This window comes from Streptomyces dangxiongensis (genome assembly GCF_003675325.1).
Taxonomy (GTDB): domain Bacteria; phylum Actinomycetota; class Actinomycetes; order Streptomycetales; family Streptomycetaceae; genus Streptomyces; species Streptomyces dangxiongensis.
In genome coordinates, this window is the sequence record NZ_CP033073.1 from 3,632,191 (window position 1) to 3,649,808 (window position 17,618).

General features: G+C 70.1%; 9 protein-coding genes and 2 pseudogenes. 4 read left to right on the top strand and 7 right to left on the bottom strand.

Annotated features, from left to right (window positions below; translation table 11 throughout):
• Positions 1-5: 5 nt before the first annotated feature.
• The 5 genes and pseudogenes from D9753_RS16155 to ssd form a co-directional block, all read right to left on the bottom strand.
• Positions 6-2,555 (bottom strand): hypothetical protein, encoded by a 2,550-nt coding sequence (locus D9753_RS16155; RefSeq protein WP_163010716.1) that lies wholly within the window; start codon positions 2,553-2,555, stop codon positions 6-8.
• Complete coding sequence (locus D9753_RS16160; RefSeq protein WP_163010717.1) at positions 2,552-4,510, bottom strand: hypothetical protein; 1,959 nt, start codon at positions 4,508-4,510, stop codon at positions 2,552-2,554. The genes D9753_RS16155 and D9753_RS16160 overlap by 4 nt, the downstream gene beginning before the upstream one ends.
• Positions 4,510-5,976, bottom strand: coding sequence for a site-specific integrase (locus tag D9753_RS16165; RefSeq protein WP_121787654.1), 1,467 nt, complete (start codon positions 5,974-5,976; stop codon positions 4,510-4,512). Before D9753_RS16165 ends, D9753_RS16160 begins: the two co-directional genes overlap by 1 nt.
• 105 nt (positions 5,977-6,081) lie before the next feature.
• Positions 6,082-6,831, bottom strand: a pseudogene (locus D9753_RS16170) (CpaF family protein); the annotation flags it as partial.
• Positions 6,828-7,934 carry a septum site-determining protein Ssd gene (gene ssd / locus D9753_RS16175; protein ID WP_121787655.1) on the bottom strand — a complete coding sequence of 369 codons (1,107 nt, stop codon included), beginning with the start codon at positions 7,932-7,934 and terminating at the stop codon, positions 6,828-6,830. The gene ssd and the pseudogene D9753_RS16170, both read right to left, overlap by 4 nt.
• A gap of 592 nt (positions 7,935-8,526) precedes the next feature.
• Here ssd and D9753_RS16180 point away from each other — a divergent pair.
• Positions 8,527-9,357: an HAD family hydrolase gene (locus D9753_RS16180; protein WP_121787656.1), complete on the top strand. Its 831-nt coding sequence runs from the start codon at positions 8,527-8,529 to the stop codon at positions 9,355-9,357.
• Between the two features lie 337 nt (positions 9,358-9,694).
• On the opposite strand, the gene D9753_RS16185 is transcribed toward D9753_RS16180, so the two are convergent.
• The gene (locus D9753_RS16185) at positions 9,695-10,519 is read right to left on the bottom strand and encodes a Fic family protein (protein ID WP_121787657.1); all 825 of its coding nucleotides are present in this window, start codon (positions 10,517-10,519) and stop codon (positions 9,695-9,697) included.
• A 101-nt stretch (positions 10,520-10,620) separates the two neighbouring features.
• Here D9753_RS16185 and D9753_RS16190 point away from each other — a divergent pair, with 101 nt between their 5' ends.
• Complete coding sequence (locus tag D9753_RS16190) at positions 10,621-11,601, top strand: ATP-binding protein (RefSeq protein WP_205614170.1); 981 nt, start codon at positions 10,621-10,623, stop codon at positions 11,599-11,601.
• A 2-nt stretch (positions 11,602-11,603) separates the two neighbouring features.
• Here the strand turns inward: D9753_RS16190 and D9753_RS16195 are convergent, their stop codons facing one another.
• Positions 11,604-12,869: a polysaccharide deacetylase family protein gene (locus D9753_RS16195; RefSeq protein WP_121787659.1), complete on the bottom strand. Its 1,266-nt coding sequence runs from the start codon at positions 12,867-12,869 to the stop codon at positions 11,604-11,606.
• Positions 12,870-13,206: 337 nt separating this feature from the next.
• Between D9753_RS16195 and D9753_RS16200 the strand changes: the two are divergent.
• Positions 13,207-15,496, top strand: a pseudogene (locus D9753_RS16200) (SulP family inorganic anion transporter); the annotation flags it as partial.
• Positions 15,497-15,650: 154 nt separating this feature from the next.
• Entirely contained in the window at positions 15,651-17,615 is a 1,965-nt protein-coding gene (acs, locus tag D9753_RS16205; RefSeq protein ID WP_240468181.1) for an acetate--CoA ligase, read from the top strand.
• The last annotated feature ends 3 nt before the right edge of the window (positions 17,616-17,618 follow it).

Genomic DNA, 17,618 nt, shown 5'->3' on the forward strand with positions numbered 1-17,618 from the left:
CGGCATCAGAGGTTGTCTCCCATCTCATCCTTCAGGGCATCGGTGATGCGCCGAACATCGGCCAGCCGGATCAGCACGGACTCCCGCCTCGGCGGCGCCATCCGCCGGTCCTTCGCCATCACCATGAGGTCGTCCTCCTCGGAGATCCAGATCGGTGCATGCGAGCGTGTGACCACCGAGTTGCGGCAGCGGGACGGCTCACAGGCGCCAAGCAGGGGCGCCTGCCCGCGCTGATCTTCGGGCAGCTGGTCCTGGCACTCCGCCTGCGGCGCATCGAACATGCAGTGGTTGACGGTGCCCAGGTGTAGTTCGGGGAACTCAGACACCAGCAGGGCCGCCTCGACCCGCTCATCGGCGATCTGTGCCCGCAGCTGCGGATCGCTGTCCATCGTCTCGATGACCTTGTCGAGCCCGGCATGCAGGCGGGCGGCGCCGGGGCCGACCGCCACGGCCTCGCCGTCGCGGCGGGCACTGAGGAGACCAACCAGCTTCAGGGCAGCGGCCTGCTCGAGTTCCTGGTCAAATTCCTTGGCCCATTCGGGGGCCATCTTCCCGTAGGCCTGGGAGGTGCGGTTGGCCATGGCCCGGCGGGCGGCATGCTTGAGCTGCAGCCCCACCGCGATCTCGGAGTCCGGCTCACGGGCCGCGATGGCCGACATCGTCTTGCGGAACATGTGCGGGCGGACATGGGCGGCAGGAATCTCCTCCACCCCCAGGCGGCCGTGGGTGGTGTTGATCCGCTCAATGAAGAAGTCGATCTCATCGCCGGGCGTGATGCCGTTGCGACCGACCTTCCGCGGCCTGCCGTCGCTCCGCCGTGGCCGCGTGCTTTGCCGCGGCGGCTCCAGCGTGGCGAACAAGTGGGTGGGATGCCAGGACAAGGCCTCGGCCACCGCGACGGCCTCCGCCACCGGCTCGGAGATCCACCAGAACAGTTCCGGCCGGGCCGGATCGAGCTTCGTCTTGCGGGACGTGATCGCCGGCGACCCGAAGTAGGTCACCAGCGGATTCCGCTCGATTTCTTGGACTTCCGAGTCCCGCATCATGCTCAGGGCGGCGATGAAGATGTAGCAGGCTGCCCGCAGCATCCGCAGTTCGTCGTCCAGTTCTCCTTGGGTGATCTGGGTGCGCCAGGGGCCCGAAGTGCCGTCGCTGCGGGTGACCACGGTTGCCTGGGGGCAGGGCATCGGCAGCGAACGCCACCCCGCGCGGGACCGCTCGGCACTGTCCACCAGTACGACCTGCCCGGTCTCGATCGCCCTCATGATCATCGCGGAGCGGGCCCGGTTCGTCTTCAGGCAGGGGTGGGACCGGGCCGCGTCCCGTGGTCCCCAGATCTGGCGGGCGAGCGTGGCCCAGATCGGGGTTCCGGCCTTGTCGTGGAGATCATCGACGGCCCGCACCGGGATGTGGTTGTCCGGATCAGCCAGCCAGCGCTTCACGTCCTCATCCAGCTGGGCCCCGGGAACCGGACGGCGTCCCTGCGGCTGGTAGGCCGGGGTTCCGAGCGTGCTCCAGGCGGTCGGTCCGTGAACCGTCACGCAGCGGCCCGCTGCGACCGCCTGGAGCACGGCTGCCCGGCGTGCCGTGACGCGCTTGGTCAGCCGGTCCCGGCGGGCGGTGAACAGGTCCTGGTTCCGCCCGTTGGTGACGATCCGGCTGAGCGTCTTCCAGATCGGTGTCCCGGCCGGTGAGCCCTTCCATTCCTGGGCCAGCAGCGGGACGGGGTGATCCGGATCGGCCAGCCACGTGTTCAACAGGGCATCCAGGTCAGCCGGTTTGAGCGACTCGACGCGCTCGGCCCGCGGCTTCGGCTCGGGCAGAGCGGCTGTGCGGCGCTCGAAGTCTCCGCGCCAGCTGAAGATGTCCGGGGCCAGGACATGGATGTAGGTCCAGGCCGCCCGCAGCAGTGGCCACCAGGCGCTTGGCGGGATGTCGGGTGTGGACAGGCCATCGGTCTCGGCGCTCTCGTCCGAATGCTCCTGCAAGGCGACCTTGGTGGCCGCAAGGCCATCCCACGGATCGTCGAACGGGTCGATGCCCGAGACGACAGCCGCCACTCTGCGCAGAGCTCGCACCCCGCTGACATAGGTCGCGACGGTGCTCGGGTCGAGTTCGGCGCCCTGGTCTGCGACGATCAGCTTCCAATCCTCCTTGTCCCATCCGCCGAGCCCTCGGCCCAGGCCCAGTTCACCGCCGCGGCGGGCGAGGGCCTGGAGTTTGAAGCAGTGCGCCTTGACCGTGCCGAACGCCATGGGCTCGGCCGCGAGGAAGACACCGGCCCGTCGAAGCACCGAGTGAGTGGGGTTCAGCCAGGCGAAGGCCACCTCCCGCAACTGCAGGTTGACCAGCGGATCTTCCTCCGGAAAGGCCACCTCCCAGCCGGCGGGCTGCCGGTTGGCGGGACGGCCGATGCACTCCCCGGACCAGCGGCCCACATCCCCGAACACCGGAACGGTGAAGCCGTCACGGACCTGATGCCCGTCGCCGAAGACCGGCTCGTCGTCGCGGAAGCTGGCCGACGACAGCGGTTCGGGGGAGGGGCGGCCCATCATCGGTCGAACTCCGTTCGCTGGCCAAGGGGCAGGTCCAGACGTAAGCCCAGCTCGGCGATCTGCTGCCGGGCGGCGGGCAGCCGGTCGACACACTCCGCAAAGACCTCGTCCAAGGCAGCACGTTGCTGCCCGTAGATGGCGTGCCACCTCGGCGGCGGCAACGCGGTCCGCATCCGTTCGATGCGGTCGGACAGGAGAAGCAGCCGCGGCAGCTGCGAGTAGAAGATGACGGCATTACGGCAGAGCATGCACATTGCCGGCGCGACGTGGCAGAGCTTGTTGTCCTTTCGCTGCGGGGAGTCGTAGGGATTGCGACAGTTCGTCAGGCCCATGTCCAGCTCCCCGGCCCGCATGGCCTTGGCGACCTCGATGTCCATGCCGAGCTCCTCGGCGACCTCCGGCTCCTCCAGCCTCTGCTCGGCCGCCTCGTCGACCAGCACCGGCTTGGGTACGACTTTCTGGAATACCCACTCCTGGGACCGGTTGATGGCCCGACCGGCCATGATGTGGGCGGTGGTGCCGTGGCCGTAGTGCCCCCTGTAGACCTCGACGTGGTGATCATCGCCCGCCAGGTCCGAGACCGTGCCGCCCAGGGCGACCGCGCGCACGACCTTGGTGGTCTTGCGCAGTCGGCGCACTTCGTGCGGTTCAGAGATCTTCAGAGGATGCCCCTGCGCGTCTCGCTGGGACGCGATCCAGAAACCGAAGCGATAGCGGCGCGATTTGAACTGTGCGACCTCACCGGCGTGTTCACCATTGGAAGCCACTTGCCGCACTGCCACGAACAGGTAGGGCTCCGGATCGAATGCCTCCCGGACCAGGGCCGTGGCCGCCAGCAGGCGCCGCATCAGGCCCGGCACGTCCCAAGCTCCACCGCCCGTAAATTCCTCGCCCTCGCCGTCCTCATCCCCGCCCTCCAGGTCGACTTCCGGGTGGAGATCCGCACGGATCCGCGAGGCCCGCATCTTCGTCTGCACCAGCCGCAGGCCGCCGTCGGTGAACTCGATGTCGTCCATCCGCAGGTCATGCAGTTCCTCTGGGGTGGTGTCCGCCATCCCCAGCAGGAGCAGGACGCGAAACGCCTGCAGATCGAACTCATCGGGGAACAGCAGGCGCCCCAGTTCCAGCCCCAGCGCTCGAACGCCCGGGCCTCTCGACGCGCCTTCCGGGGCCGGCAGCAGGTCAACGACCTCCGGCGGCCACCACCGCGTCTTGGCCGGCAGGTGCGTCTGCAGCGTCTGGGAGTTCACCATCCGCATCCGGGTGGCCCAGACGAGGTTGGGAAGATCGCGCCAGCCACCGCCCCGTGGATCGGCGCCCGCGGCCAGTAGTTCACGCCCCCGGGCCAGCCTCGCCTCTGTAGCCCGCACTGCCGCGCGGGCCGCGTCCCGCAGGGCAATCCGCTCCGCGTTGGAGAACTCATCCAGCGGCTGTGGCGTCGGCTTGCCATAGGACGCTGGCGCCTTGGCCCGCTGCCGCAGACGCTCGGGAATCCCCGGGGTGGCGGTGGCCCGCTGGTCGATCAGGGCCAGCAGCGCCCGCGCCCGGCGGTAAGGCTGCTTGGACTTCGGCCCGTACCTTTGCCGCAGGTCTCCCTCCCACGCATAGAGGACTTCCACCAGATCGACGGCGTGACCGTCCAGCCGGGCCTCCGCCGGGTCCACGCCCGCCTCGGACAGGTGCTTGTCCGTGAACTTGGCGAAGCTCCGCACCGCACTGGAATACTCGGATCCGCCTCCGCTCAGCGCCGCGTGGCGTGTCATCTTCAGCCACTCGTCCGCCAGTTGGGCGGCCAGTGTCGTGCACTGGTAGCCGGACGGGTCGATGGCATGCCGGGTGGTGCGGCCTCGGCGATGTTCCAGGAACACCCGCACTCCGATACGTCCCGGCGTCACCTGGGCCTTGGCCGGGCCCTTGCTGCGGACGCGCGTCTTGCGCTCGCCTCGTCTGGGCATTACGCGACCTCCCTGTCCGCCAGGGCACTCGCGTAGTCCGCGTAGGTCGACTCCCGGTCGTTCCACTCGGCGATGGCCTTGGTGACCAGCGCGTTCGTGTCCCGGATGTAGGTGAGGTAGCGCAAAGTGGTCTTCGGGCTCTGATGTCCCAGGATTCGCTGGAGGATCAGCAACGGGTTCCTCGACAGGTGATCCGTGAAGAAAGCCGAGTGGTCGCCCGCCAGGTAGCGCTCGGCCTCCTCGCGCAGGAGGAGGTGGGTGAGCACGTGCAACATGTAGATCGCGAACGTGTGGCGCGTGTCGTGGATCCGAAGCCGGGCGGGCATCACGACCTCGGACTTGTACTCCTCGCTCAGCCGCAGAGCCCGCAGGTGGGCCTCGTCAAAGATCTGCCCCCACCGCTGCTTGGACAGCATCCGGCCGCCCCGGCCTAGGAACAGGGCCATCGCCTCGAGTCCCCGGTCGCCTTCTGTGACAGCGATGCGCCGGATCTCCGCCGGCATCCCTGCGACCTTGAAGGTGCGGCGGCGGCCGTGCAGCACCCCCTTCAGCTCCATCTTCCGCAGGTCGATGTCATCGACGACGAACAGCTCGGCGCGGGCCTTGTAGAGGGACTTCGCTGACGCCCGCACCATCGCGGCTCGCTCCGTACGGCGGTAGAGGTCCAGCTCACGCAGCGTCGGATCCTGAACCGCCGCTGTGCGTGGCCATCCGCGCTTCGCGGTCGCCCTCAGCGCCACCTCGGCCGGTGATGCGTCCCGGCGGGGCGGCCCGACCTCAATGTCGAGCAGCGAGCTGAACTCCCGCGACCGCATCCCCGTCGTGATCGCCAGCTCCGGCGCCACGCTGTTGCGCAGCGGTGTCCTGCACCGGAATGCCGGGTCGAGCCGGCCATCGGGCAAGTACCCGCGTAGGCCCACCTGTTTGAGGAAGCGCCACTGCCGATAGGTCAGGTGGCGCACGTCCAGCTCGCTCACCGCGCCCCAGGACAGCACGTCCCGTCCGTTGGGGCGCCGGTAGTAGGGGCGCTCCTCCAGCAGCTTCGTCCTCGGGTCCGTCGCCCAGTCGTAGAACCTGTTGATCGTGGCCCGGCGCCGCTTCCATGTGGCCGGTTCATCTGGCTTCTCGCGGTACTCCGTGCAGTCCTCCCGGTAGGCCACCAGATCCTCTTCGGTGGCCGACAGCAGGTCAGCGGGCGGATCAAGCTCGGCCAGGAACTCCACCACGTCCATGGCGTCGTAGCCGTAGTCCTGAAGGGACTTCGCCTTTAGCGTCTTCGACAGCTCCAGGAAGAACGAGCACAGCGGCTCCAACGGGCGCATGTCCGAATCGAGGTAGAACGGCGTGCCCTCCTTCACCGCTCCCGGCCGTCGTACGTACGCCTCTGCGTCGAAGTCCGGGTCGACACCTGCAGGTGCTTCGTAGAACCGGCGCACCTTGCTCGGCGAGACAAAGAAGTGATCCATCCCAACTCCCCCTGAGACAAGTACAGATCACCGAACCTAACAACTTTCTCAGTGAACTCGACTGCCCCATAAGGACTGTTGAGACAACTACAGACACTTTCCCTAACCGGCGCCCTCCTGGTTGGCGGGCCGGGTCTCCAGCCGGACGACGTGCGGGTGGTCCGGTCTCAGCTCGGCCGAGTCCTCGGCGAGCACGATCCGCTCGCCCGGTCCGACCAGGCCGAGCAGGGCACTGAGCAGGGTCGTCTTGCCGCTTCCGGTGCCACCGCTGACGAGGAAGGACAGCCGGGCCGCGAGCAGCGCCCTGAGGATCCGGTCGCCGCCGGGCGGCACCGTACCGGCCGCGACGAGTTCCTCCACGGTGAAGGCCCGCGGGCGTACCACCCGCAGGGCCAGGCAGGTGCAGCCGACGGCGACCGGAGGCAGCACCGCGTGCAACCGGGTCCCGTCGGGCAGCCGGGCGTCCGCCCACGGCCGGGCGTCGTCCAGCCGGCGTCCGGCCACGGCTGCCAGCCGCTGCGCGAGGCGTCGTACCGCCGCCGCGTCGGGGAAGGCCACCCGGGTCAGTTCCAGGCCGCCACCGCGGTCCACCCACACCCGGTCCGGGGCGGACACCAGGACGTCGGTGACGTCGGGGTCGGCGAGCAGTGGCTCCAGGGGTCCGGTGCCCACGAGTTCGGACCTCAACTGCTCGGCCGCGCCGAGGACTTCCGCGTCGCCGAGCACCCGGCCCTGTTCGCGCAGGGCCTGGGCCACGCGCGCGGGGGTGGGTTCGGCGCCGGTCTCGGCGAGCCGGCGACGGACGCCGTCGAGGAGGGCCGCGCCGTCGGCCCGGTCGAGCCCGGGCAGGCTCATCGGGTGCCTCCCGCCTCGACCAGCGCGCGCTCCCAGAAGTGCGCACAGAACCGGGCGAGCGGGCCGCGTCCGGTGGCACCCGGGGGTTTCGCGCCGCCCTGCGGGCGCAGCAGCGCCGGTTCGACGGGTACCTCACCGGCCAGCGGCAGGCCGAGGAGCCGGGCCACCTCCTGGTCGTCCAGACCGGGTGCGTACGGCCCGCGGACGGCCACCCGCAGGTCCCGTACGACCATCCCGACGGCAGAGGCGACCCGGCCGGCGGCTGCGACCGCGCGCAGTTCGGCGGGGACGACGAGCAGGCCGACATCGAGCTGGGCCAGGGCCTCGGCGACTCCGTCGTCCAGGCGGCGGGGGAGGTCGACCACCACGGTGCCGCCGCGCCGACGGGCGGCGGCCAGCACCGCGCGCACCGCCTGGGGCGGCACCGCGACGCAGTCACCGCGGTCCCAGCTGAGCACCCGCAGGGAGTGCAGTTCGGGCAGCGACTCCTCAAGGGCGCCGCCGCCGACGCGGCCCCGGGAGGCGGCGAAGGCGGGCCAGCGCAGCCCTTCCGCGCTCTCGCCGCCGAGGAGCACGTCGAGTCCGCCGCCGAGCGGATCGGCGTCCACGAGGAGGGTGCGCAGTCCCTCGCGCGCGGAGGTGACGGCGAGCGCGCAGGCGAGGGTGGAGGCTCCGGCGCCGCCCCGGCCGCCGATGACCCCGACGGTGAGGGCCGGGCGGCCGATGCCCTCGGCGACGTCGGCGATGCGGTCGACCAGCCACTGCTCGCCGTCGGGAAGCATCAGGACGTGGTCGGCGCCGATCTGTACGGCTCGTTTCCATACCCCCGAGTCGTCCTGGTCGCGGCCGACGAGCACCACTCCGGGCCGTCGGGCGGCCCCGCGCACCCGGCGGGCGGCGTCGTCACCGACCAGCACGAGCGGTGCCGATCCCCAGTCGTCACCGGATTCCGGTACGCCGTGGTGGACCTCGGGTGTGGCCCCTGCCGCCGCGCACAGGCGCAGCAGATCGTCCAGCAGGGCGGCGTCCTCGGTGATGATGAGCGGTCGCCCGGGCCGTTCTCCGGTGCCGGACGGCGGGTCGTGGGTGACGGTTCCGGTCACGGTGTTTCCCCCTTCGCTGCGCGGGCCGCACGGCCCCCGCGGCCACGCGATTCCCAAAGGTGTGAAGAACCGGCAAGCGGTCCCCATATGAACGGCCGATAGGAACCGGCCGCACGCGCTCGGGCAATCGGAACCGGCCATGAACTCGCCGCGGCCGGAGCGCGCTGCAATCACGGTGCAGCGATCCGCGAAATGATGTGGATCTTGGTCCAAAACTGTGGACAACGCGGACCCTGTGAATATCTTCGTCACCCATACCGGCGACGCCTGCGCTGATCCGCGTGCGGTTTCCACAGCGCAGCGCGACGATTACCCTGGGTGAGCGATCATGGGCATACACAACCCGCGGACACGGCGGCGCCCAGCAGGCCGTACGACCGCGGGGAGAAAGGGAAGGAGGGGAAAATGCGTCCGGACATGCGACGACCCCCGCCGGGGGGGAGAGCGGGGGTCGTCCCCACGGCCGACTCGGGGGGGGAGGAGTCGGACCGGGTTAGCACGGTCGCGAACGATCCGTGACTTCCATGGTGTACCCGAGAGCCTTCTCAGGCAAACCCACGCGCCCCACTCTTACGCCGAATGGTGGGCGCCTATGCTCAGTGGCGTGGAAAACCACTCCTTGCCTCGCGCAGCAGCCTTCTTTGACCTGGACAAGACGGTCATTGCGAAGTCGAGCACGCTCACCTTCAGCAAGTCCTTCTACCAAGGCGGGCTGATCAGCCGCAGGGCCGCCCTGCGTACCGCATATGCCCAGTTCGTCTTCCTGGCCGGCGGCCTGGACCACGATCAGATGGAGCGGATGCGCGAGTACCTGTCCGCACTGTGCCGCGGCTGGAACGTCCAGCAGGTACGCGAGATCGTCGCCGAGACCCTGCACGAGCTGATCGACCCGATCATCTATGACGAGGCCGCCTCCCTCATCGAGGAGCACCACACGGCCGGCCGCGACGTGGTGATCGTGTCCACCTCGGGTGCCGAGGTGGTCGAGCCGATCGGCGAACTGCTGGGTGCGGACCGTGTGGTCGCCACCCGCATGGTCGTCGGCGAGGACGGCTGCTTCACCGGGGAGGTGGAGTACTACGCCTACGGCCCGACCAAGGCCGAGGCCATCAAGGAGCTGGCCGCTTCCGAGGGCTACGACCTCGACCGCTGCTACGCCTACAGCGACTCGGTGACCGACCTGCCGATGCTCCGCACGGTCGGACACCCGCACGCCGTGAACCCGGACCGCGCGCTGCGCCGTGAGGCACTCGCACACGGATGGCCGGTCCTGGAGTTCCGCCGCCCGGTCCCGCTCAAGAAGCGGCTGCCGGCACTGTCCGTCCCGCCGCGCCCGGCGCTGGTCGCGGCGGCGGCCGTAGCGGCGGCAGGGGCGACCGCGGGCCTCGTCTGGTACGCCAGCAAGCGCCGTCGCACGGCCTGACCGACGCCCGTCAATCCCCCCTTTGATACCAAATGTAAAGAAATGAGGGCAGGGGTTTCACTCTGTCCCGGCTTGCAGTACAAAGGACTCAACGGCCCGCGAGACCAGAGGACATCCGAGAGGATCCCCTACCACTACGCACGTGGCCCCACGGACCTCGCATGGACACCGCGCACCCACGCGACGTCGACCCGTCGATTACGGGCCAGCCGCACCAGGTGACGGGCAAAGTCCCCGGCCTGATGGGCATATATCGAGGACGCTTGGTAACCCGGTGAACATGCCAGCGGCGGTACGAGAACTCGTACCGCCGCAACCCTTGTCCCGGGGAGTTTCCTCAGGCCGCGCCGCGCTGCAGCGCCTCGCACACCGCCGTCGACTCCCGGACGCCCAGCCCGACCGCCCGGCCGCAGTGGGCGATCCAGGCCGCCATGCCCTCGGGGGTGCCGGACACGTACCCGTCCAGGGCGGCCAGGTAGGAGGCGCGGCCCAGTTCGGCGTGGCCGACCTCGGCCGGGCAGACCGCCTTGGGGTCCAGACCGCTGCCGATCAGCACGATCCGCTCGGCCGCGCGCGCGACCAGGCCGTTGTGGGACACGAAGGGACGCAGCGCGAGCAGTTCGCCGTGCACCACGGCGGCCGTCACCAGGGCGGGCGCGGAGCTGCCGGCGATGATCAGTTCCGCCAGCCCCTCCAGCCGGCCCGACACCTCGGCGGCGTCCGGCAGCGGCAGCTCGAGAAGCGGCTCTTCCACCGGCTCGCCGGCCTGACGCGGCCGGCCGACCTCGTCGTCACCACTCGCGGCGGCCACCAGGTGCAGCCGGGCCAGCACCCGCAGCGGCGACTGGCGCCAGACGGACAGCAGCTGTCCCGCCTCGGCGGTGAGCCGCAAGGCCGCTCCCACGACACGGGCCTCGGCGTCGCCGCTGAAGTCGGTACGCCGCCGCACCTCCTCCAGGGCCCAGTCGGCGCCGGACAGCGCCGCCGAGCCGCGCGAACCACGCAGGGCTGCCTCGGAGGTGATCTCGTTGCTGCGGCGCCGCATGACCCGGTGCCCGTAGACCCGGTCCACGGCTCTGCGCACGGACTCCACGGACTCGGCCACGCCGGGCAGTGCGCCCAGGGCCGCGAGCGGATCGGCGGTCGCGCCTGTCGTACTCATGAGTACGACACTACGCACCCCACCGGCGGACCCCACGAAGGAGTGGTCTTCTTCACGTCCGCGTGACACGGACAGCTAATGCACGACTACCCTTGGTGAACATGAAAATTGCTTTCGTCGGGAAGGGCGGGAGCGGCAAGACCACTCTCTCCTCCCTCTTCGTCCGCCACCTCGTGGCCGCCGGTGCTCCGGTGGTCGCCATCGACGCGGACATCAACCAGCACCTCGGCCCCGCACTCGGGCTGGAGGAGCAGGAGGCGGCGGCGCTGCCCGCCATGGGCGAGCGGCTGTCGCTGATCAAGGACTACCTGCGCGGCACCAACCCGCGCATCGCCTCCGCCGCGACGATGATCAAGACGACACCGCCCGGCGAGGGTTCGCGGCTGGTGCGGGTCGCGGATCCGAACCCGGTCTACGACGCCTGTGCGCGTCCGGTGGAACTCGACGGCGGTGCCGTCCGTTTGATGGTCACGGGCCCCTTCACGGACGCCGACCTGGGGGTCGCCTGCTACCACTCCAAGACCGGAGCGGTGGAGCTGTATCTGAACCACCTCGTCGACGGCCCCGACGAGTACGTGGTGGTCGACATGACGGCCGGCTCGGACTCCTTCGCCTCCGGCATGTTCACCCGCTTCGACATGACGTTCCTCGTCGCCGAGCCGACCCGGAAGGGAGTCTCCGTCTACCGCCAGTACAAGGAGTACGCCCGCGACTTCGGCGTGGCCCTGAAGGTCGTCGGCAACAAGATCCAGGAACAGGACGACACCGACTTCCTGCGCGCGGAGGTCGGCGACGATCTGCTCGTGACCGTCGGACGCTCGGACTGGGTGCGCGCCATGGAGAAGGGCCGTCCGCCCCGCTTCGATCTCCTGGAGGAGGCCAACGCCCGTGCCCTGCACACCCTGCGGGCCACCGCGGACGCCACCTACGAGCATCGCGACTGGGAGCGCTACACCCGGCAGATGGTGCACTTCCATCTGAAGAACGCCGAGTCCTGGGGCAACGAGCGCACCGGGGCCGACCTGGCGGCACAGGTCGACCCCGGGTTCGTGCTCGGCGAAGGGGTGGCGGCGCCCGTCTGAGGCTACGGCCTGCCCGCCGGCGCCCCGGGCACGCCTTTGGGCGCCGGGGCGGGGCGGCCGGACAGGAAGGACGCCCAGCCCTGCCGGGGCGTCTCCCCCACCTTCAGGGAGCGCAGCCGCATGAGGGTCTGCGGGTCCTGGGCGTCCAGCCAGTCGGCAAGCTGATGGAAGGAGACACAGCGCACCTCGGGCTTGTTGCAGGTCTCCTTCACCACGTCCTCGACGGCGCGCATATAGGTGCCGCCGTTCCAGGACTCGAAGTGGTTGCCGATGATCAGGGGCGCGCGGTTGCCGTCATAGGCCCGGTAGAAGCCCTTGAGAAGGCCGTCGCGCATCTGGTCGCCCCAGTAGTCGAACTTGTCGGGGTCGCCCTGGGTCTTGGTGCCGGACTGGTTGACCATGAAGTTGTAGTCCATGGTCAACTGCTCGTAGGTGTGGCCCGGGAAGGGCACGAGCTGCATCGACAGATCCCACAGGCCCTGACTCCTCTTGGGCCAGATCTGGTTGTCGACCCCGCTGGAGTCGTAGCGGAAGCCCAACTGGCGGGCGGCCGTCATGAAGTTCTTCTGCCCCTCCAGGCAAGGGGTGCGGGCGCCGATCAGCTCCTTGTCGTAGTCGAAGGGGAGCGGGGCCGCCCGCTCCATGCCGGTGTTGGTCTTCCAGGACTTCACGAAATCCTTGGCCTGGGCGATCTCGCTCTTCCACTCCTCCACCGACCAGGTGCCGACGCCGCCGTCGGGGCCGCAGAAGTGACCGTTGAAGTGGGTCCCGATCTCGTTGCCCTCCAGCCAGGCGAGGCGTACCTGTCTGAGGGTGTCGGTGATGCCCTGCTCGTCGTTGAAGCCGATGTCGGAGCGGCCGGGCGCGTGCTGCGGCGGCTTGTACAGGTCACGCTTCCCCTCCGGCAGCATGTACACGCCACTGAGGAAGTACGTCATGGTCGCGTGGTTCTCCTTGGCGACCTTACGGAAGTGCGAGAACAGCCTTTGACTGTCCTCGCCCGCCCCGTCCCAGGAGAACACGACGAACTGCGGCGGCTTCTGGCCGGGCTTCAGCCGTTCGGGGCTGGGCAGATACGGCTGGGCGCCGGTGTACGCGGTGGAACCGTCGCCGATCAGCCGGAGCACACTGTTGGGCGCGGGCGCCCCCTTCTGCGGGCCGGACGCCCCTTGCTTCGTGCCGTCGGAGCCGGTCGCACAACCGGCGAGCGACGCCGCACAGGCCGCGGCGGCCATGGCGCCGACGGCGATCCTCTGGGTGGCGGCCATGTTCCGCCCACCTTCTTCCTTCTCTCAGGCAATCACTGACGAGGTCCTTTTGCGGTGATGTGCCGGGTTGTACCGACAGCGCCGTCAAGGTCCCACGGGGCCGAGAAGGAATTAATACGACAAGCCGATGAAATGCTCACTTCACTCCGACGCGCGATGCATTACGCCATTTGCCCCGGAAAGTTATGCCTTGCCTTTACGTGGCATCACGATTCTTTTACCGACAGTGATCCATCCCGCCACCGCACGCCGTGCCCCACGGCCGCGACCGCGCCCCGCTCATCACCGCGGGGCTCCGTCCAGTCCGCGACCGCGCCGCCCCGGAGGAGACGGGAACATGCCAGCCCGCCCACCCCCTCACATCCAGCACCCTCGCCCACCGCACAGCCCCACAACGAAGCGCCCCCGGTTCCCCGTTGAGGGCGCCGACCTGTCCGCGGCCGTCGCGGTCTCCTGATCGCCCTGCCCCTCTCCCTCGGCATCGCCCTCGCCGCCGGCGCCCCGCTCCAGGCCGGCCTCGTCGCCGCCGCGGTCGGCGGAGTCGTCGCCGGACGGCTCGGCGGCTGCCCGCTCCAGGTGAGCGGTCCCGCCGCCGGACTCACCGTGGTCACCGCCGACCTGATCCACCGTTACGGATGGCGGGCGACCTGCGGGATCACGGTCCTCGCCGGAGTCACCCAACTCGGCCTCGGCTGCCTGCGGGTGGCCCGCGGCGGGCTCGCGGTCAGCCCGGCCGTGGTGCACGGCATGCTCGCCGGCATCGGCATCACCATCGCCGTCACCTAGCTGCACATCGTGCTCGGCGGAACCCCGGACAGCTCCGTCCTCGCCAACCTGCGAACGCTTCCCGCCCAGTTGTCCGGTCTGCACCCGGCCGCCGTGGCGATGAGCGTGCTCACCCTGGGCCTGCTGCTGACCTGGCCCCGCCTGCCCGGCCGGATCGGCCGTCTGCTGCGTACGGTGCCGGCCGCCCTGGTAGCCGTCGCCGGTGCCGGCGCGACCGCCGCCCTCACCGGCCTGTCCCTGCCCCGGGTCGACCTGCCGTCCCGGCACAGCCACGCCCTGGCCGGGCTGCCCGAGGGACCGGTGTCCGGCATCGCCGCCGCCGTGCTCACCACCACCCTGGTGTGCAGCGTGCAGTCGCTGCTCGGCGCGGTGGCCGTGGACAAGCTGGCCGCCGCCCGCCCCGGCCCGCACTCCCGGCCCGGCCGTTCCGACCTGGACCGGGAGCTGCTGGGCCAGGGGGCCGCCAACCTGCTCTCCGGAGCACTCGGCGGACTGCCGGTCGCGGGGGTGGCGGTGCGCAGCACCGCGAATGTGAAAGCGGGTGCCGTCAGGCGGAACTCCACGATGCTGCAGGGCGTTCTCGTAGTGGTCGCCGCGCTGCTGATGGTCCCGGTCCTGGAGGAGATCCCGCTCGCCTCCCTCGCCGCCCTGGTGATGGCCGTCGGCATCCAGACGGTGTCCCTGCACCACATCCGCACGGTGACGCGCCACCGCGAAGTGCCGGTCTACGCCGCGACCACACCCGGCGTGGTGGTCCTCGGCGTCCTGGAGGGCGTGTTCCTCGGGGTCGCCGTGGCGGTCGCCGTCGCCCTCCACCGCCTCGCCCGCAACCGCATCACCCACGAGGAGAAGGAAGGAGTCCATCACGTACGAGTTCGGGGCCAGTTGACCTTTCTCGCGGTGCCACGGCTCAGCAGAGCCCTGCACCTCGTCCCCCAGGGCGCCCACACCGTCGTGGAGCTGGACGGTTCGTTCATGGACCACGCGGCGTACGAGTCACTGCAGGACTGGCGCAGTACCCACACCGCCCGGGGCGGTACGGCCGAGCTGACGGGCCGGCGCGGCGGGATCCGGACCGCCGGGCGGGCCCCGGCGGCCGAGTGCCGGCGCCACCCGTGGACGCCCTGGCGCAACCACCGGTCCTGCTCCACCGAGGCCCCCGCCAACCCGGCGGGACCGGGGGCCGGCCGGGGCGGCGGGGAACTGGCCCGTGGCATCAGCTCGTTGCAGCGGAACACCGCGCCGCTGGTGCGCGAGGAGCTGGCGCGGCTCGCCCGGGAGGGCCAGCGGCCTTCCCAGTCGTTCCTGACCTGTGCCGACTCACGGCTCGTCACGTCGATGATCGCCGCCAGTGGTCCCGGTGGTCTGTTCGTGGTCCGCAACGTCGGCAATCTGGTGCCACCGCCCGGCGAGGGACACGGGGACGACTCGGTGGCCGCCGCCATCGAGTACGCGATGGATGTGCTCGGGGTGCGCTCCATCACGGTGTGCGGGCACTCCGGGTGCGGGACGATGCGGGCACTGCTGTCCGCCGGCGCCGGCCCGGGCCCACCCCGCTGCACCGGTGGCTGCGGCACGGGCTGCCGAGTCTCGCGCGGATGGCCGGGGACTCCAGCGGCCGGCCGGGTCCGGCCGGCCGCGTCCCCGCGGACGCGGTGGAGCGGCTGTGCCTGGCCAACGTGGTCCAGCGGCTGGCGCACCTGCGGGCGCACGAGCCGGTCGCCCGGGCGCTGGCCACGGGCGCGCTGGAACTGCCCGGGATGTACTTCCACGTGGGCGAGGCGCAGGCGTACCTGCTCGCGGAGGCGGAGGGGCGAGCGGTGTTCGAGGAGGTCGCGGACGGAATCGAGGGAGGTGGGCGGTGCGCGGGCCGGTGTGGGCGACGAGCTCCGGATAGGTCTAAACCAATTTGGCCGTCGACCCTTGTCATCCGCCCCTCGCGTCTGATGAGCTGTGGTCTGGGACACAACGGACACCCTTCGAAAGGGAGATGTCGTGAGCAACGAGAGCCTGGCCAACCTGCTCAGGGAAGAACGCAGGTTCGCGCCACCCGCAGACCTGGCAGCGCGAGCCAACGTCACCGCGGAGGCGTACGAACAGGCCAAGGCTGACAGGCTCGGCTTCTGGGCCGAGCAGGCCCGCCGGCTGACCTGGGCCAAGGAGCCGACCGAGACGCTGGACTGGTCGAACCCGCCGTTCGCCAAGTGGTTCAAGGACGGCGAGCTGAACGTCGCGTACAACTGCGTGGACCGGCATGTGGAGGCCGGACACGGGGACCGCGTCGCGATCCACTTCGAGGGCGAGCCCGGCGACAGCCGGGCGATCACCTACGCGGAGCTGAAGGACGAGGTCTCCAGGGCCGCCAACGCCTTGCTGGAGCTGGGCGTCCGCAAGGGCGACCGGGTAGCGATCTACATGCCGATGATCCCCGAGACCGCGATCGCGATGCTGGCCTCGGCCCGGATCGGCGCCGCCCACTCGGTCGTCTTCGGCGGCTTCTCGGCGGACGCGCTCGCCACCCGGATCCAGGACGCGGACGCCAAGGTCGTCATCACCTCCGACGGCGGCTACCGGCGCGGCAAGCCGTCCGCGCTCAAGCCGGCCGTGGACGAGGCGGTCCAGAAGGCGGGGAACGTCGAGCATGTGCTCGTGGTCCGCCGTACCGGGCAGGACGTGGCCTGGAACGCCGAGCGGGACGTGTGGTGGCACGAGCTGGTCGGACGGCAGTCCGACCAGCACACCCCGGAGGGGTTCGAGGCGGAGCACCCGCTGTTCATCCTCTACACCTCCGGTACGACGGGGAGGCCGAAGGGCATCCTGCACACCTCCGGCGGCTACCTCACCCAGGCGGCGTACACCCACTGGGCCGTGTTCGACCTCAAGCCGGAGACGGACGTGTACTGGTGCACGGCCGACGTCGGCTGGGTCACCGGGCACTCGTACATCGTCTACGGCCCGCTGGCCAACGGCGCGACGCAGGTGATGTACGAGGGCACGCCGGACACCCCGCACCAGGGCCGGTTCTGGGAGATCGTGCAGAAGTACGGGGTCACGATCCTCTACACGGCACCGACCGCGATCCGGACGTTCATGAAGTGGGGAGACGACATCCCCGCCAAGTTCGACCTGTCCTCCCTGCGCGTCCTGGGCTCGGTCGGCGAGCCCATCAACCCCGAGGCCTGGATCTGGTACCGCAAGCACATCGGTGCCGACCGGACGCCCGTGGTGGACACCTGGTGGCAGACCGAGACCGGCGCGATGATGATCTCGCCGCTGCCGGGCGTCACCGAGGCCAAGCCCGGTTCCGCGCAGCGCGCGCTGCCCGGCATCAGCGCCACGGTCGTGGACGACGAGGCGAACGAGGTGCCCGACGGCGGCGGTGGCTACCTGGTGCTGACCGAGCCGTGGCCGTCGATGCTCCGCACCATCTGGGGTGACGACCAGCGGTTCATCGACACCTACTGGTCCCGCTTCGAGGGCAGGTACTTCGCCGGGGACGGCGCGAAGAAGGACGACGACGGGGACATCTGGCTGCTGGGCCGGGTGGACGACGTCATGCTCGTGTCGGGGCACAACATCTCCACCACCGAGGTGGAGTCGGCGCTGGTCTCGCACCCGTCGGTCGCCGAGGCGGCCGTCGTCGGTGCCGCGGACGAGACCACCGGCCAGGCGATCGTCGCCTTCGTGATCCTGCGCGGTACGGCGTCGGAGGACGAGGCGCTCGTCGGCGCGCTGCGCGACCACGTCGGCGTCACGCTCGGCCCGATCGCCAAGCCGAAGCGCATCCTGCCGGTGGCGGAGCTGCCGAAGACCCGCTCGGGCAAGATCATGCGCCGACTGCTGCGCGATGTGGCCGAGAACCGCCAGCTCGGCGATGTCACCACGCTGACGGATACCGATAGCTTGCGTCGCATCGTTGACAGTTTGAAGCCGACGTCGTCAGCCCAGGAAGACGAGTAGGAG

Bases quoted from the DNA above. Each gene is read 5' to 3' on its own strand.
- D9753_RS16155 (WP_163010716.1), bottom strand. From the start codon at position 2,555: ATGATGGGCCGCCCCTCCCCCGAACCGCTGTCGTCGGCCAGCTTCCGC.
- D9753_RS16160 (WP_163010717.1), bottom strand. From the start codon at position 4,510: ATGCCCAGACGAGGCGAGCGCAAGACGCGCGTCCGCAGCAAGGGCCCG.
- D9753_RS16165 (WP_121787654.1), bottom strand. From the start codon at position 5,976: ATGGATCACTTCTTTGTCTCGCCGAGCAAGGTGCGCCGGTTCTACGAA.
- D9753_RS16180 (WP_121787656.1), top strand. From the start codon at position 8,527: ATGCTCAGTGGCGTGGAAAACCACTCCTTGCCTCGCGCAGCAGCCTTC.
- D9753_RS16185 (WP_121787657.1), bottom strand. From the start codon at position 10,519: ATGAGTACGACAGGCGCGACCGCCGATCCGCTCGCGGCCCTGGGCGCA.
- D9753_RS16190 (WP_205614170.1), top strand. From the start codon at position 10,621: ATGAAAATTGCTTTCGTCGGGAAGGGCGGGAGCGGCAAGACCACTCTC.
- D9753_RS16195 (WP_121787659.1), bottom strand. From the start codon at position 12,869: ATGGCCGCCACCCAGAGGATCGCCGTCGGCGCCATGGCCGCCGCGGCC.